The organism is Pseudomonas sp. 14A (genome assembly GCF_018132745.1).
Lineage (GTDB): Bacteria > Pseudomonadota > Gammaproteobacteria > Pseudomonadales > Pseudomonadaceae > Aquipseudomonas > Aquipseudomonas mercuritolerans.
This window is the reverse complement of the sequence record NZ_JAGRQJ010000001.1, coordinates 532,762-546,323: the sequence shown is the minus strand read 5'-3', so window position 1 is coordinate 546,323 and position 13,562 is coordinate 532,762. Positions and strand designations below refer to the sequence as shown.

General features: G+C 60.8%; 14 protein-coding genes. 7 read left to right on the top strand and 7 right to left on the bottom strand.

The genetic code is table 11. From position 1 onward, the window contains the following. Positions 1-138 precede the first annotated feature (138 nt). From ureA to ureC, 5 genes are all read left to right on the top strand, one after another. A complete protein-coding gene (ureA, locus tag PS14A_RS02245; RefSeq protein WP_003221215.1) occupies positions 139-441 on the top strand; it encodes an urease subunit gamma in 303 nt (100 codons plus the stop codon). Positions 442-450: 9 nt separating this feature from the next. Further along, positions 451-984, top strand: coding sequence for a GNAT family N-acetyltransferase (locus PS14A_RS02240; RefSeq protein ID WP_130912245.1), 534 nt, complete (start codon positions 451-453; stop codon positions 982-984). Positions 985-989: 5 nt separating this feature from the next. Next, positions 990-1,526 (top strand): GNAT family N-acetyltransferase, encoded by a 537-nt coding sequence (locus tag PS14A_RS02235; RefSeq protein ID WP_212615183.1) that lies wholly within the window; start codon positions 990-992, stop codon positions 1,524-1,526. Continuing rightward, the gene (locus PS14A_RS02230; protein WP_137215866.1) at positions 1,523-1,831 is read left to right on the top strand and encodes an urease subunit beta; all 309 of its coding nucleotides are present in this window, start codon (positions 1,523-1,525) and stop codon (positions 1,829-1,831) included. The genes PS14A_RS02235 and PS14A_RS02230 overlap by 4 nt, the downstream gene beginning before the upstream one ends. A 159-nt stretch (positions 1,832-1,990) precedes the next feature. Continuing rightward, the gene (gene ureC / locus PS14A_RS02225) at positions 1,991-3,691 is read left to right on the top strand and encodes an urease subunit alpha (RefSeq protein ID WP_212615182.1); all 1,701 of its coding nucleotides are present in this window, start codon (positions 1,991-1,993) and stop codon (positions 3,689-3,691) included. 60 nt (positions 3,692-3,751) lie between these two features. On the opposite strand, the gene PS14A_RS02220 is transcribed toward ureC, so the two are convergent. The 4 genes from PS14A_RS02220 to PS14A_RS02205 form a co-directional block, all read right to left on the bottom strand. Then, on the bottom strand, positions 3,752-5,158 hold the full coding sequence (locus tag PS14A_RS02220; protein WP_249121127.1) for a hypothetical protein: 1,407 nt from the start codon (positions 5,156-5,158) through the stop codon (positions 3,752-3,754). 214 nt (positions 5,159-5,372) lie between these two features. Further along, entirely contained in the window at positions 5,373-6,950 is a 1,578-nt protein-coding gene (locus PS14A_RS02215; protein WP_212615181.1) for a hypothetical protein, read from the bottom strand. 205 nt (positions 6,951-7,155) lie between these two features. Continuing rightward, entirely contained in the window at positions 7,156-7,461 is a 306-nt protein-coding gene (locus PS14A_RS02210) for a chaperone modulator CbpM (RefSeq protein ID WP_016771896.1), read from the bottom strand. A gap of 23 nt (positions 7,462-7,484) precedes the next feature. Next, positions 7,485-8,429, bottom strand: coding sequence for a DnaJ C-terminal domain-containing protein (locus PS14A_RS02205; protein WP_110603615.1), 945 nt, complete (start codon positions 8,427-8,429; stop codon positions 7,485-7,487). A gap of 290 nt (positions 8,430-8,719) precedes the next feature. Here PS14A_RS02205 and PS14A_RS02200 point away from each other — a divergent pair, with 290 nt between their 5' ends. Further along, positions 8,720-9,988, top strand: a complete 1,269-nt coding sequence (locus PS14A_RS02200) for an Hsp70 family protein (protein ID WP_212615180.1) — start codon at positions 8,720-8,722, stop codon at positions 9,986-9,988. Between the two features lie 120 nt (positions 9,989-10,108). Here the strand turns inward: PS14A_RS02200 and PS14A_RS02195 are convergent, their stop codons facing one another. From PS14A_RS02195 to PS14A_RS02185, 3 genes are all read right to left on the bottom strand, one after another. After that, a complete protein-coding gene (locus PS14A_RS02195; RefSeq protein WP_101158351.1) occupies positions 10,109-11,122 on the bottom strand; it encodes a hypothetical protein in 1,014 nt (337 codons plus the stop codon). Positions 11,123-11,377: 255 nt separating this feature from the next. Further along, entirely contained in the window at positions 11,378-11,683 is a 306-nt protein-coding gene (locus tag PS14A_RS02190; RefSeq protein ID WP_130912265.1) for a PsiF family protein, read from the bottom strand. Positions 11,684-11,746: 63 nt separating this feature from the next. Then, positions 11,747-12,541: a helix-turn-helix transcriptional regulator gene (locus PS14A_RS02185; protein ID WP_130912264.1), complete on the bottom strand. Its 795-nt coding sequence runs from the start codon at positions 12,539-12,541 to the stop codon at positions 11,747-11,749. A gap of 96 nt (positions 12,542-12,637) precedes the next feature. Between PS14A_RS02185 and PS14A_RS02180 the strand changes: the two genes are divergently transcribed. Beyond that, positions 12,638-13,525: a DMT family transporter gene (locus tag PS14A_RS02180; protein ID WP_212615179.1), complete on the top strand. Its 888-nt coding sequence runs from the start codon at positions 12,638-12,640 to the stop codon at positions 13,523-13,525. Positions 13,526-13,562 lie beyond the last annotated feature (37 nt).

The window sequence follows — 13,562 nt, the reverse complement described above, 5'->3', positions numbered from 1 at the left end:
ACGAGTGAAACGAGGCTGCGATCTTTTGATCTGGATCTTCGAAAACAAGATCAAAAGATCGCAGCCTCGTTTCACTCGTCAGCTCCTACAGATCGCGATCGACCTGATCATTCTTAACTGCCGATATTGGATTCCAACATGGACCTGACCCCACGCGAAAAAGACAAGCTGCTGATCTTCACCGCCGGCCTCGTCGCCGAGCGGCGGCTGGCCCGTGGCGTGAAACTCAATTACCCGGAAGCCATGGCCTACATCTCCGCCGCGCTGCTCGAGGGCGCGCGCGACGGCCAGACCGTGGCCGAGCTGATGCATTACGGCACCACCCTGCTCAGCCGCGAACAAGTGATGGAAGGCATCCCGGAAATGATCCCGGAAATCCAGGTCGAGGCGACGTTCCCCGACGGCACCAAACTGGTCACCGTTCACCAGCCGATAGTCTGAGGCCGCACCATGACTTACAGCATTCGCGATGCGAGCCGGGCCGACCTGCCGGCGATCCGCGACATCTACAACGACGCCGTGCTCAACACCACGGCGATCTGGAACGAACAAGCGGTCGACCTCGGCAATCGCCAGGCATGGTTCGACGCGCGTCAGTTGCAGGCGTACCCGATTCTGGTGATCGTCGACCGTGAAAACGCAGTGCTGGGTTACGCCTCGTTCGGCGACTGGCGCCCGTTCGATGGCTTCCGTCACACCGTCGAACACTCGGTGTACGTGCGCAGCGATCAACGCGGCAACGGCCTCGGCCCGCAACTGATGACCGCGCTGATCGAACGCGCCCGCACCTGCGGTAAACACGTCATGGTCGCCGCCATCGAAAGCGGCAACGCTGCCTCGATCCGCTTGCACGAGCGCGCCGGTTTCAGCATCACCGGGCAGATGCCGCAAGTGGGCACCAAGTTCGGCCGCTGGCTCGATCTGACCTTCATGCAGTTGACCCTCAATCCCGGCGCACAGCCACCGGATGCCCACAAGGAGTGATGTCGATGAACGCCGCCCAGTTGCGCCGCGTCAACGCTGAAAGCTTTGCCCACTATCGCCAGGGCCTGATCGATCTGCTGCTCGACGCCGTCGGTTACGGCGCCAGCGTCGGCTTCATGGCCGACCTCGATGCCGCGCAGGCGCGCGCGTATTTCGATGAGGTGCAGGACAACATCAACAAGGGCAGCACGCTGCTCTGGGTGGTGGTCAAGGACGAGCAGGTGCTGGCCAGCGTGCAACTGGGCCTGTGCCAGAAGGCCAATGGCCTGAACCGCGCCGAAGTGCAGAAACTGCTGGTGCGCGAACACGCGCGGCGGCGCGGTCTCGGCCAGCAACTGATGCAGGCGCTGGAACTCGAAGCGCCCAAGCACAAGCGCGGCATGCTCTATCTCGACACCGAGGCCGGCTCGCCGGCAGAAGATTTCTACAAGGCGCTGGGCTACGTGCGCGCCGGCGAAATCCCCAATTACGCCTGCGATCCCAACGGCACCTATCGCCCGACCGCTCTCTATTACAAAGTCCTGCAAGGAGCCCAGCGATGATTCCTGGCCAATACCAGATCCAGCCCGGCGACATCGAACTCAACGTCGGCCGCCGCACCGTGAGCCTGAAAGTCGCCAACAGTGGTGACCGGCCGATCCAGGTCGGTTCGCACTTTCACTTTTTCGAAACCAACGACGCGCTGAACTTCGATCGCGCCGCCAGTCGCGGCATGCGCCTGAACATTCCCGCTGGCACCGCCGTTCGCTTCGAGCCAGGCCAGAGCCGTGAAGTCGAGCTGGTCGATTACGCCGGGCATCGCCGGGTGTTCGGCTTTGCCGGCCGCATCATGGGTGATCTCGACTGAGATCGGCGTATCCCGAAAAGATCGCAGCCTTCGGCAGCTCCTACCAATGTCACCTGGTCTCAAGCCAATCACTGACTGTAGGAGCTGACGAGCGCAGCGAGGCTGCGATAGCGAGCTATGCGAGCGATCTCGAAAACAATTGAATCCCAAGGCAAGCACATGAAGATTTCTAGAAGCGCCTACGCCGACATGTTCGGCCCCACCGTCGGCGACAAGGTGCGCCTGGCCGATACCGAGCTGTGGATCGAAGTCGAGAAAGACTTCACCACCTACGGCGAAGAAGTGAAGTTCGGTGGCGGCAAAGTCATCCGCGACGGCCAGGGCCAGAGCCAATTGCTCGCCGCCGAAGTGGTCGACACGCTGATCACCAACGCACTGATCATCGACCACTGGGGCATCGTCAAGGCCGACGTCGGCCTCAAGGACGGGCGCATCGCCGCGATCGGCAAGGCCGGCAACCCCGACGTGCAGCCCAACGTGACCATCGCCATCGGCGCCGGCACCGAAGTGATTGCCGGCGAAGGCATGATCCTCACCGCTGGCGGCATCGACACGCATATCCACTTCATCTGCCCGCAGCAGATCGAAGAAGCACTGATGAGCGGCGTCACCACCATGATCGGCGGCGGCACCGGCCCGGCCACCGGCACCAACGCCACCACCTGCACCTCCGGCCCGTGGCATCTGGCGCGCATGCTCCAGGCCGCCGATGCCTTCCCGATGAACATCGGCCTGACCGGCAAGGGCAACGCCAGCCTGCCGGAGCCGTTGATCGAACAGGTCAAGGCCGGCGCCATCGGCCTCAAGCTGCACGAAGACTGGGGCACCACTCCGGCGAGCATCGACAACTGCCTCAACGTCGCCGACCAGTACGACGTGCAGGTGGCGATCCACACCGACACCCTCAACGAATCGGGTTTCGTCGAAACCACCCTCGGCGCATTCAAGGGCCGCACCATCCACACCTATCACACCGAAGGTGCCGGTGGCGGCCACGCGCCGGACATCATCAAGGCCTGCGGTTTCCCCAACGTGCTGCCGAGCTCGACCAACCCGACCCGGCCGTTCACCCGCAACACCATCGACGAACACCTCGACATGCTGATGGTCTGCCACCACCTCGACCCGAGCATTGCCGAAGACGTCGCCTTCGCCGAAAGCCGCATCCGCCGCGAAACCATTGCCGCCGAAGACATCCTCCACGACCTCGGCGCGTTCTCGATGATCAGCTCTGACAGCCAGGCCATGGGCCGCGTCGGTGAAGTCATCACGCGCACCTGGCAGACCGCCGACAAAATGAAAAAACAGCGCGGCCCGCTACCGCAGGACGGCGTCGGCAACGACAACTTCCGCGCCAAACGCTACATCGCCAAGTACACCATCAACCCGGCGATCACCCACGGCATCAGCCATGAAGTCGGCTCGATCGAAGTCGGCAAGTGGGCCGATCTGGTGCTGTGGCGTCCGGCATTTTTCGGCGTCAAGCCGACGCTGATCCTCAAGGGCGGCGCGATTGCCGCCAGCCTGATGGGCGATGCCAACGCCTCGATACCGACGCCGCAACCGGTGCATTACCGCCCGATGTTCGCCAGCTACGGCGGCTCGCTGCACGCCACCAGCCTGACCTTTATCAGCCAGGCGGCGCAGGAGGCCGGATTGCCCGAAGCCCTGGGGTTGAAAAAGCAGATCGCTGTGGTGAAGGGCTGCCGCGACGTGCAGAAAACCGACCTGATCCACAATGACTATCTGCCGAACATTGATGTCGATCCGCAGACCTATCAGGTCAAGGCTGACGGTGTGTTGCTGTGGTGCGAGCCGGCGGAAACGCTGCCAATGGCGCAGCGTTATTTTCTGTTCTGATAACCGCGCGGGACTGAATACGGACGTGCGCGTCCGTATTCAGAATACGACACTGGCTGGTCAGGAGAATATCAAGGACATCTGTTGTTCACTGTAGCCGTAATCCAGACGCAACTCGGTGCCTGCCGGTATGTCTTCGCTGGCGATTATCCCGTTGAGTATGAACTCCTTCGTCACCAGATCCTTACCCATTATTTGCTGCGCCTCGATGCTGAACGACACGAATTCCACGTTATAACCGCTCGCAGCCTGACGCACCGGTCTGCCCGTGGCGTCGTATTCGAAGTTGGAATTGATCCTGGAAAGGATGTTGTCACCCAGTACAACCAGCGGGTCGGGGATGAGATGCCCCGGGCCGTATTGGAAACGCATGCCGGCCAGGGTCGCAAATGTCTGTTCGTGGCGTCGAACGAAACGTTTCGGGGTTATGACACCCCCATAAACACCAATCGCCTCGCCCTTGGCCAGACGCCTGTTGGCCACGACCATTGACTGGTCGATCAATGACCGCTCACCGGGTACTTTTACATCGGCCTCGGTAAACAATCGCCACTGCAGTTTTTCTTCGTATAACTGCGCGACTTTCTCATATTCGCCAAACTTGATATATGGTTTGATCGGCTCTGAGCTGTACCACTCGCCGCTTTTGAGGCGCACTTTGTTTTGCATCCGTTTGATGCGAATCGGCATGCCGGCGGTATCCCTGAGCGGGTATTTACCGTTGTTGGCGCGATTGTAGTGACCGCGGCGATTGCTCAGAAACGAGTAGGGCGTTTCCGCCCGCATCCACTCCAGTTCCTCTGTCGTGTACGGTTTGACCGGCATCGATTCGGAGGCGAGGTAGAAGCGCTCGCCCGCCTCTGCGGACTCGCTGAAGACATCCTCGAGCGCTGATTCGAAGTCATCATCACTGTGCGGGGAGGATTCGCGGCTGCGCCCCGGCATGATCGCCGAGCCACCGTCCGTGTCCGTGCTGTAATCCTGCAGCGGATACCAGCGATTGGTCTGCGCATCATGCGCCAGCACAGGACCCGAGGCGTGCGCCTCGCTGGGCAGTTTCGCCCGGTACAGGCCCGTCTCGGCATCGACACCGATCAGCACGACACCACCGTCCTGCAGATCGACGTACTGCCGACCTTTGAATACGCGAAATCCCTGAGCATCTGCATCTGGCAAAGCCGTTGGCGAAGGAATCAGGTAGTGCGCCAGCGAAGCGGCTTCACTGCCTGCGCCTGACGAACCACTTATCGGCAGTACGTGCGTACTGCGCATGGCCGTCGCCGTCATCGTCTCGACGTGAGCCGCACCTTGACCGGACTCGGCCGTATGCGTCGAGGTCTGGCGCATTGACGGATCGGTTGAGACACGCACCGTGTCGGAGCCGGAGGCATTGGAATCGGAAGATGTGCGCTGGTGGGCGCTGACATCGACAGCAGAGGATTTTGAAGACTTTGACTTGATTGGCATGAACCGCTTCCTTGCGAAAAAATGCGCAGCGACCGGCCGGTACTGGCTGGTGCTGCGAGCGTCGACGTCCATTGCCGACAGATGTCAGAAAAACTATCAGACCGCGCTATTGGTTAACACCTGCGGAAATACCTGCAAACACTAACCCTGCCTGAGGGGGCGATGCCGCAGACGACCGACAATACGGCCGGGCAGCGGCATCGATGCTGCAGGGTCAGCCGAAGAACAATTGCATGTCTCTCGGAGAGTAATTGTAATTGAGCCTCAGCTCCTGGCCGGCGGGTATATCGGCCGTGGCGAAAACAGTGCTCAGGTCCAGCCCTCTGCGCACTGCCTGACCGCCAGAACGATCCTCGACCTCCACTGCAAATGGCACGGTTTCAACGTTGTACCCAGCGGGTGCCTGGCGGATCGGCCGGCCTTCCTTGTTGAAGACGAAGTTGGTGTTGATCCGGGAAACAATGTTATCGCCGACAATGGCGATTTTTACCTCGCGGGCCCTGCCGCTCTCTATCGCGATACCAGTGGCTGCTGTCATGGCGAAAACCTGTTCTTCACGGGAGAGAAAAACGTGAGGCACCAGATCGCCCCCATACACACCAATGACTTCGCCTTTGACGATGCGACGGTTCGCCACCACCATGGACTGCCCCACCAGAGCTTTCTCGCCGGGCACTACGATGTCGGCTTCGGTAAAAGTGCGCAGTTGCAGTTTTTCCTCGTAAAGCCTGGCAACGTTTTCGGATCCACCGGCTTTGAGGTAAGGCATGACCGGCGTCACGGCATAGACGTTGCCATTGACCAGAGTCGAGCTGCCCTCGATCGCTTTGATGTACATGGGCTGGCCATCCGCCCCGCGGATCGGATACCTGCCGTTGTTGGCGCGATTGTAAGAGCCCAATTGGTTGTTCGCTGCAGAGTACGGCACAGGCTGGCGCATGATGCTCGACTCTTCAGCGGTATACGGTTTGAAGGGCATGGATTCGGAGGCCATTTCGAAGACCTCGTCGGCAGACGATTTGCGTGGCGCAAATTCCGCTGCCAGCACGAACTCTTCGTCAGACTCTTCGCCTTGCATACCGCCCTTGCGGCCCCGACGCTTCCATACGCCGAGGGCGTCCGGCGCGGCGATGATCCCGCTACTGACCAATGCGGATGGATTGTTCGGGTCGAGCACTCGCAGCACATGATGCTGCCCGTCGCCCGCATCAGGTCGTGGCGCCGTAAAGTATCGCTTGCCGTTGAACTCGATTTCCTGTGCCTTGCTCCCGGCTGAGCGGAAAACGATCGACTCGGACGTATCCAGTGGATACCAGACATCGCTTTCCGGGCCACGGACCAGGACCGGGCCCGAAGGGTTGATTTCACTCGACAACCTTGCCCGGTGCTGACCGGTGACCGGGTCGACACCTACCTGCACGCTGCCGCCAGCATGGATATCAACGTAGCGACGCCCCTTGAATACCCTGAATCCCTGGGCATCGGCGCTCGAAAGAGCAACCTGAGCAGGAATCAGGTAATCATCAAGCGACAACGCCGTGGTGTCTGTTCGAACGCTGGAGGCGCTTGTCGCACCGTGCACTTGCACTCTCGGTGAGGTCGTTGTCACGCGGGCCTCAACCGCGCTTTTGCCACTTGCACTGGCAACGCCGACGCCTTGGGAAACAATGTCAGAGGTTGAATGCACCTGCGTTTCAGACCGGACAGGAGGCACATCGGAAACCGAACGCTGGAGCGATTCAACGTCCGCTGTCCCGCGCACCGTGGTCGAGGATTTGCTTTTCACTGGCATGATTACGATTCCCTGTAAGTGTTAGCCGCCCCCTCGCCTGCATGGGTGGAGCTGCTGTGATCGGCGTCCATTGCCGATCCTTGTGCAGGAAACTATCAGACCGAACTGGCGGTTAACACCAGGTGAAACACTCGCAAACATAACCCGGCAGGAAATGACCTGCTCGCGGACTGTCAGCCCGGCCCCTGGAAGAAACCTCAACTGGCTACTCGACTACGAGGCGCCCCAGACGCTGGCGCAACATGCGGTTCTCGGCGCGCAGCTGCTTCACCTCGTCCAGCAGATCCAGCGCCAGCGCCACTCCTTCCCACTCCAGCTCCAGATCACGGCGCAGCTTCGCCGCACGCTTGGCCAAGGCCAATTCGTAGTCGGTGAAGCGCCACTCCCGGGGCTGCGCGCCCTGAGGTTCGAGGATGCCGTGCTCGACGATTTCGATCACGTAGACGTCCGACAAATCGGCCGCCTCACAGAATTCTGCCAGGTCCAGTTGAACGATCAGGGGGCTGCTCATGATGGGCTACTCCGTCGTCGGGTTCAGAAGTTCTCTCGCGGATTGAACGCGGCTTTCTTCGCCAGTTCCTGCCACAGCGCCTTGACCTCCTCGTCGGAGGCTTTCGGCATCACGGCCTTGAGCTGCACGAACAGGTAACCGCGCTCGCCGGCCTTGTTCAGCAGGCCATGGCCCTTGGCGCGCATGCGCTGGCCGTTCTGGCTGCCGGCCGGCACCTTGAGGTTGATCTTGCCGGTCAGGGTCGGCACGGCCACTTCAGTGCCCAATGCCAATTCCCAAGGAGCCAGGGGCAAAGTGATGATCAGGTTTTCGCCTTCAACATCGAATTTCGGGTGCGGCGCAAACCGGATGGTCAGGTACAGATCGCCATTCGCCCCGCCACCGATGCCCGGCGCGCCCTGGCCCTTCAGGCGAATACGCTCGCCGTCGGTCACGCCGGCCGGAATCTTCACGTTCAGGCTCTTGCTGGTGTTGCTGACGTGCTGGCCATGCGCGTTGTATTGCGGCACTTGAAAGGTGACTTTCTTCGATTCGTTCGACAGGGTTTCTTCGAGGAAGACCGGCAGTTCCATTTCCACGTCTTGCCCTCGGCGTCCGCGTGATTGGCGGCTCTCGGCGCCACCGAAACCGGGGCCGCGATTGCCGAAGATCGAACTGAAGAAGTCCGAGAAGTCGCCTGTGTCGCCACCGCCACCGCCGAAGCCGCCACGGCTCTGCCAGCCCGGCGGGCCCTGAAACGGCTGACCGTGCTGGCCATAACGGCGCAGTTCGTCGTATTCGGCGCGTTTGTCGGCGCTCTTCAGCGCTTCATAGGCTTCCGAGGCGTCCTTGAACTTGGCCTCGGCGTCTTTTTCCTTGCTGACATCGGGGTGGTATTTGCGCGCCAGCTTGCGATAGGCCGCCTTGATGGCCTTGTCGTCAGCTGTCGGCTCCACGCCGAGTATCTTGTAATAGTCTTTGAAGTCCATGGAAGGATCACCATCCGTTATCGATTTCGCGCCGAGCCCAGCATGCGCCGATTGGCACGTGCCGGGTTGACCGATCTCAAGTTTGTGACCGGGTGGCGCCGCAGAAGTTTATCGGCAGTGGACGACGGTTCTTGCGACCGCCGGTGTGTCTGCCGGCCCATGCCAGCAAGTTTGGGGCGAAGCGGCGCTTTTCAAGCTGTCTGCCGGCGAAATAGCGGATGACCGGCCTTCGAATCTGCCGCGCACTGGCATACACTGCGCGGCCGTTTTTTCACCGGAATCCGAAAGACATGAAAGACGCCTCTCCAGCCCGTGCCTGCGGCATCGACTTCGGCACGTCCAACTCCACCGTCGGCTGGCTGCGCCCCGGCATGGAAACCATGATCGCGCTGGAAGACGACAAGATCACCCTGCCGTCGGTGGTTTTCTTCAACATCGAGGAACGTCGCCCGGTCTACGGTCGCCTGGCCCTGCACGAGTATCTGGAAGGCTACGAAGGCCGACTGATGCGCTCGCTCAAGAGCCTGCTCGGCTCCAAGCTGATCAAGCACGACACCAGCGTCCTCGGCACGGCGATGCCGTTCAAGGATCTGCTCGGGCTGTTCATCGGCCAGCTCAAGAGTCGCGCCGAAACCGCCGCCGGTCGGGAATTCGAGCAAGTGGTGCTGGGCCGCCCGGTGTTCTTCGTCGACGACGATCCGCTCGCCGACCAGGAAGCCGAAGACACGCTGGTTGAAGTGGCTCGCAAGATCGGTTTCAAAGAGGTGTCGTTCCAGTACGAGCCGATCGCGGCGGCATTCGACTACGAGTCGACCATCGAGAAAGAAGAGCTGGTGCTGATCGTCGACATCGGCGGTGGTACCTCTGACTTCTCGCTGGTACGTCTTTCGCCCGAGCGTCGCGGTGTCGACAACCGTCATGACGACATCCTCGCCACTGGCGGCGTGCACATCGGCGGGACCGACTTCGACAAACAGCTGAGTCTGCAAGGCCTGATGCCGCTGTTCGGCTACGGCAGCCGCATGAAGAGCGGCGCTTACATGCCAACCAGCCACCACATGAACCTGGCGACCTGGCACACGATCAACTCGGTGTACTCGCAGAAATCCACGCTGGCGCTGGGCAGCATGCGCTACGACATCGAAGACACCGGCGGCATCGATCGCCTGTTCAAGCTGATCGAACAGCGCGCCGGGCACTGGCTGGCGATGGAAGTGGAGGAAACCAAGATCCAGCTGACCCACGCCGACAGCCGTCATGTGCCGCTTGACCGCATCGAAGCCGGGCTGAGCGTCGAGCTGAGCCGCGCGCTGTTCGAATCGGCGATCGAGGCCTTGCTGGAGCGTGTGCGCGGCAGCGTTACGCAATTGCTCAATGATGCCGGCGTGGCGGTCGATCAGGTCGACACGGTGTTCTTCACTGGTGGTTCGAGCGGCATCCCGGCCCTGCGCAACAGCGTCTCGGCGATGCTGCCGAACGCGCGGCATGTCGAAGGCAACATCTTTGGCAGCATTGGTAGCGGTTTGGCAATTGAAGCCCGCAAACGCTATGGCGTTTAGGGGCAGCTGCAAGTTTTAAGCTGCAAGCTGCAAGCTGCAAGTAAGAGCAAAAGCAAAAGCCACTGCGGCTCTCGCTTCTGCTTTAACTTGCAGCTTGAAGCTTGCAACTCGAAGCTGCTTCTAGACCATTCCTCCGAGCTTCAACTCACTCTTCAGATACGCGTAATAAATCGGCCCCGCCACCACCCCCGGCAAACCGAACGCGGCTTCGAACACCAGCATCGCCAGAAGCAACTCCCACGACTTGGCACTGATCTGCCCACCAACGATGCGCGCGTTGAGAAAGTATTCGAGCTTGTGGATAACGATCAGGTAGCCCAGCGCGGCGATCGCTACCCAGATCGACAGCGACAGACCGACGATGGTGATCAGCGTGTTCGACATCAGGTTGCCGATCACCGGCAGCAGGCCGAGCAGGAAGGTCAGCACGATCAGGGTTTTGGTCAGCGGCAGCTTGATGCCGAACATCGGCAGGATCACCGCGAGGAAGATTCCGGTGAACACGGTGTTGAGCAGGGAAATCTTGATCTGCGCGAAGACGATATTGCGGAACGCCTGCACCAGCAGATGCAAACGGTCGAACAGGGCGGCGGCCAGCGGCTTGCGCTTGGTCACGTCGGGAATGCGCTGCAGGGCGATGATCGCGCCAAGCACCATGCCAATCAGCAGGGTGACGAACATGTGCGCAGCGTCCTTGCCGACCAGTTGCAGGTCGGCCAGATGCTTGCTCGCCCACTCGCCGATCGCCACGCGAAATTCCGCCGCGCTGGCCGGCAGATAGGCGTCGATGAACGGCGGCAACTGCCCGCGCGCGCGATCGACCACGCCCATGAACTTATCCAGCGAGGCGCCGGGGTTTTCCGCTTCATGCAGGAGGAAACTGATTGCCCCGGCGAAAATCAACGCCAGCACACTCACCACCAGCGTGCCGAGCAGCGCCACGGCCAGCCAGCGCGCACGCCGCCCTTCGATCAGCCGTTGCAATTGCGGGGTGAGCATGTTGACCAGCTCGAACACCAGCAACCCGGCCAGCAGGCTCGGCAACAGGCGCAGCGGCAGCACCAGCAGCAAACCGCCGAAAATGATTATGCAACTGACCCAGAACACAACATGACGCTGAGAAAACGTTGGCATACAGCCTCAAAACGAACGGCGTGAAAGGATGGGCAGTCTGCCAGCGATCCGGGGTTAGCACTAGGGATATGCGGGGCGTGGGATTGGCGGTGCATTCAGCGACGCTTTCGCGAGCAGGCTCGCTCCCACAGGGGAATGCATTTCAAATGTGGGAGCGAGCCTGCTCGCGAAGAGGCCGGCACGCCGAAAAGATCGCGGCCTCCTACAGGACCGCGGTCTCATGTAGGAGCTGCCGAAGGCTGCGATCTTTTGATCTTATTTCTTCTTCAGACACTCACTCATGAACGCCTTGCGCGCATCGCCGGTCAGCGCCTTGGTTTTCGCATCGGCATTGCAGGTGGTCATTTTCTGCTGCTGCGGGGTCAGCTCCTTGCCATCGTTGGCCGCTGGTGCCGCTTTCAGGCAGGTGCTCATGAACGCCTTGCGCTCGTCGCCCTTCAAGCTCTTGGCGGTCGCATCGGCATTGCAGGTGGTCATCTTGTTCTGTTGGGCCGTGGCGGCGAAACCCTGGGAACACACAAGCAGCCCGATCATCAACAACGGCACATGCAACATCTTCATGGAGTTTTCTCCTTGTTGCCGCACCGATGGATGCGGCCTCTGTCGCAGTGTAGTCAAAGCTTGTTACACCTTCCTGCCCTCGAGGTGGCTGCGTCGATATTGCTCCGGCGTGCAACCGGCCTGGCGGGCGAACATGGCGATGAAGGCCGAGCCGCTGCTGTAGCCGAGGTCGAAAGCGATTTCCTGCACCGAGCGCGCGGTTTCCAGCGCCTCGATCGCCGCCAGATAACGCAAGCGCTGGCGCCATTCGCCAAAGCTCATGCCCAGTTCACGAACGAACTGCCGCGCCAGAGTCCGTTCACTGACATGCACTTGCGCCGCCCAGTGCGCCAGAGGCTGATTGTTGCCAGGTTCGGCCTGCAAGGCCGCGAGAATCGTCAGCAAGCCCGGGCTGCTCGCATATGGCAGGTAACATTCCTGCACCGTTGCCTGTTGCAGTTGATCGACCAATACCTGGGCCAGACGCTGATCGGCCTCATGCTCCGGAATCTTCACATCGCGGGCGGCGAAGTCCTTGAGGATGGCCTTGAGAATGTCGCTGATCGCCAGCGTGCAGGCCCGCGCCGGCAAACGCGCGCAGACGTCGAGATCAAGACACACCGCGCGATAGTTGACCGGCTGATGGCTATAGAAACTGTGCTCGATCTCGGGCGGCACCCACACCGCGTATTGCGGCGGCGACATGAAGCGACTGCCGTCGACATCCATGTGCAACACGCCATGGGCGGCATACTCGAGCGTACCCCACGGATGGCGATGCGGCGCGGCATATTCGTGGGCAGTGAAATCGGCGTAGCGGAAATACACCGCTGACGGCAATTCGTTGAAATCGAGCAGGTCGATGTGTTTGCTGTTCATGCTGTCCGGATGCAGAGGCAGGTTGTCCGGTTTGCAGTATAGGCGTGCATCCAGACAGGCGATAATCGCCCTTCATCAACGTTCTGGTTTTGTCCCATGCAATACGCGTTTCCCCTGCTGGCGATTTTCATCTGGGCCGGCAACACCGTGATCAACAAACTGGCGGTCGGCGCGATCTTCCCCGCCGAGATCGGTTTCTATCGCTGGCTGCTCGCCGGCGTGCTGTTCACGCCATTCATGCTGAAGAAAGTCATCGCCCACTGGCCGCAGATTCGGCCGAACCTGGGGCGGATTTTCATCCTTGGCGTACTCGGCATGGCGGTGTATCAGAGCCTCGCATACTTCGCTGCAACCCTGACCACCGCGACCAACATGGGCATCATCCTCTCGCTGATGCCGTTGATGTCGCTGGCCATGGCGATCATCAGCCTCGGCCAGCGCCTGAGCGCTGGTGCGTTGGTCGGTGCGGTGCTGTCGTTCGCTGGCGTGCTGGTGGTGGTGTCATCCGGCAGCCTCGGTGCGCTGCTGCAACACGGGGTCAATCTGGGCGATGCGATGATGCTGATCGCCACGCTGGCCTACGCCGTTTACAGCACCCTGCTGAAAAAGTGGCAACTGCGCCTGCCGCCGCTGGTGTTGCTGTACTTGCAGGTGCTGGTGGCGATTGTGGTGTTGTTTCCGCTGTTCGCGATGTCGCCGAAGACCGGGCTGAACCTGCAGAACGTGCCGCTGGTGCTGTATGCGTGCCTGCTGGCTTCGATGGTCGCGCCGCTGGCGTGGATGCAAGCGGTGCAGCGGCTGGGGCCGAGCAGGACGACGTTGTTCTTCAATCTGCTGCCGCTGATTACCGCGCTGATTGCGGCGCTGGTGTTGAAGGAGCAGTTGGCGATGTATCACCTGGTGGGCGGGTTGCTGACCTTGGGTGGGGTGGTTTTGTCGGAGCGCTGGACCACGGTGTTGGGCCGGCGGATCGGCTCTGCCTGATAAGGCCCCTTCGCGAGCAGGCTCGCTCCCACGTTGA

Coding starts and splice junctions, on each gene's coding strand:
- PS14A_RS02210 (WP_016771896.1), bottom strand. CDS start 7,461: ATGAGCAGCCCCCTGATCGTTCAACTGGACCTGGCAGAATTCTGTGAG.
- PS14A_RS02240 (WP_130912245.1), top strand. CDS start 451: ATGACTTACAGCATTCGCGATGCGAGCCGGGCCGACCTGCCGGCGATC.
- PS14A_RS02215 (WP_212615181.1), bottom strand. CDS start 6,950: ATGCCAGTGAAAAGCAAATCCTCGACCACGGTGCGCGGGACAGCGGAC.
- ureC (WP_212615182.1), top strand. CDS start 1,991: ATGAAGATTTCTAGAAGCGCCTACGCCGACATGTTCGGCCCCACCGTC.
- PS14A_RS02235 (WP_212615183.1), top strand. CDS start 990: ATGAACGCCGCCCAGTTGCGCCGCGTCAACGCTGAAAGCTTTGCCCAC.
- PS14A_RS02185 (WP_130912264.1), bottom strand. CDS start 12,541: ATGAACAGCAAACACATCGACCTGCTCGATTTCAACGAATTGCCGTCA.
- PS14A_RS02180 (WP_212615179.1), top strand. CDS start 12,638: ATGCAATACGCGTTTCCCCTGCTGGCGATTTTCATCTGGGCCGGCAAC.
- PS14A_RS02220 (WP_249121127.1), bottom strand. CDS start 5,158: ATGCCAATCAAGTCAAAGTCTTCAAAATCCTCTGCTGTCGATGTCAGC.
- PS14A_RS02200 (WP_212615180.1), top strand. CDS start 8,720: ATGAAAGACGCCTCTCCAGCCCGTGCCTGCGGCATCGACTTCGGCACG.
- PS14A_RS02195 (WP_101158351.1), bottom strand. CDS start 11,122: ATGCCAACGTTTTCTCAGCGTCATGTTGTGTTCTGGGTCAGTTGCATA.
- ureA (WP_003221215.1), top strand. CDS start 139: ATGGACCTGACCCCACGCGAAAAAGACAAGCTGCTGATCTTCACCGCC.
- PS14A_RS02205 (WP_110603615.1), bottom strand. CDS start 8,429: ATGGACTTCAAAGACTATTACAAGATACTCGGCGTGGAGCCGACAGCT.
- PS14A_RS02190 (WP_130912265.1), bottom strand. CDS start 11,683: ATGAAGATGTTGCATGTGCCGTTGTTGATGATCGGGCTGCTTGTGTGT.
- PS14A_RS02230 (WP_137215866.1), top strand. CDS start 1,523: ATGATTCCTGGCCAATACCAGATCCAGCCCGGCGACATCGAACTCAAC.